Annotated in this window: 1 protein-coding gene; it reads left to right on the forward strand. The window is 41.9% G+C overall.

From position 1 onward, the window contains the following. The coding region (locus tag CXF78_RS15745; protein WP_180957177.1) for a sensor histidine kinase at positions 1-1,915 on the forward strand (1,915 nt) is incomplete at both ends.

Genomic DNA, 1,915 nt, shown 5'->3' on the forward strand with positions numbered 1-1,915 from the left:
TGCGAACGGGGCAAATAAGAGAAAAGAACTTTAGCCAATTTTCTCAATTATTATTAAATGTCCGCCGTTTATCGATTGTGGTTATTCTAGGTTTTGGCTATTTAAGTTATTTACTGTTTACTGACAGTGACTCGCTTTCACATTTGGGAATGATGTCCTTTGGCGCATTTTCTCAACTAGCGCCGGCATTAGTCGGTGGATTATATTGGAAGCACGGTAATCGAGCGGGTGTTTATCTTGGCCTAGCTGTCGGTTTTAGCTTGTGGTGTTTTATTTTACTTCAAGGTGCAGGCGAGGCTCGTTTACTCGGTAGTGAGTCTGGCTTACTCAATTCAATAACCCCAAATATTAGTGATACATTAATCGCTTTGTTAGCGAATATATTTTGTTATGTGTTGGGTTCTATTTGGTTTAGAGCGGGCGTTGCCGAACGTATTCAAGCAAGTAATTTTGTTAAACCTTGGTCATCTAAGAAAGATTCGAAGAAACGTCAAGGGCCTATTTCGCAACAAGATTTATTAATTTTAGCAAGCCGATTTGTGAGCCCAACTCGTGCTTATGAAAGCTTTAGTCGTTTTTCTGCCGATGCAGTTAAAAGTGACAGTTGGTACAAAGCTGCTCCAGAAGAATTAATTGCTCACACTGAACACATGCTGTCGGGGGTTTTAGGTGCATCAAGTGCATCATTAGTGATGGACTCTGTCCTACAAGGCCGCGATTTGGCGCTGGATGAAGTATTCAGTCTTGTAGATGAAGCATCCTCTAAAATTATTTTAAGTCAGGATATGCTGCGCGGTGCAATTGAACACGCTTATGAAGGTATGAGTGTGGTCGACAAAGACCTGAGTTTGGTTGCGTGGAATTATCGCTATGTTGAATTGTATCAATATCCTGAAGGCTTTTTACAACAAGGAATGCCTATTGCTGAAGTGGTGCGGTTTAATGCGTTGCGCGGCTTTTGTGGCTCGGGAGACATTGAAAACCAGGTAGCAGTGCGGGTACAGCATATGCGTAATGGCACTCCGCACACATCTGAGCGTGAACGCCAAGATGGTAAAGTGATTAAAATTCAAGGTAATCCAATGCCCGATGGTGGCTTTGTGATGACATTTACCGATATTACTCAATATCGTTTGCAAGAAAAAGCGTTACTGGAAGCCAACGAAACTCTAGAAAGTCGTGTGCAAGAACGAACCTATGAATTGGCTATGCTAAACAGTGAATTACTTGAAGCAAAAGCGCAAGAAGAGCTCGCTAATGCGTCTAAAACTCGATTTTTAGCCGCCGTTGGTCACGATCTAATGCAGCCACTAAATGCGGCAAGGTTATTTACGGCCTCATTATCGCAATATCCTAATCTAGATTTAGAAGCCCGCACCACGCTGACTCATGTAAACAGTTCGTTGAAAATAGCGGGAGAGTTATTGACCGATTTACTCGATATCTCAAAACTCGACTCTGGCATGGTGGACGTTAATCGTCGTGATTTTGCTATCGCAGAGGTGATTAACGGTTTATCGGTTGAATTTGACGCCATGGCCAGTGATAGCCAAATTTCGTTTTCAATGGTGCCTTCTAAAGCGACAGTTAACTCTGACCCTTCATTATTACGACGTATTTTGCAAAACTTTTTAACCAATGCATATCGATATGCCCGCGGTGGAAAAGTGTTATTTGGTTGCCGCCATCGAGGTGATTTTATCGAGATCCAAGTGTTAGATACTGGCTGTGGGATAAATGAGTTTGATATACAAGAAATTTTTAAAGAGTTTAAACGTCTTAATCATCCCAGTAGCCGTAATGTTGGCGGCTTGGGATTGGGATTGGCGATTGCCGATCGGATTAGTAAAGTACTTGATCATCAAATTCATGTAAGTTCAACTTTAGGTCATGGCTCTCTATTCTCTATATTCGT

The sequence above is a fragment of the Shewanella sp. 11B5 genome, from assembly GCF_002836795.1.
Taxonomy (GTDB): Bacteria; Pseudomonadota; Gammaproteobacteria; order Enterobacterales; family Shewanellaceae; genus Shewanella; species Shewanella frigidimarina.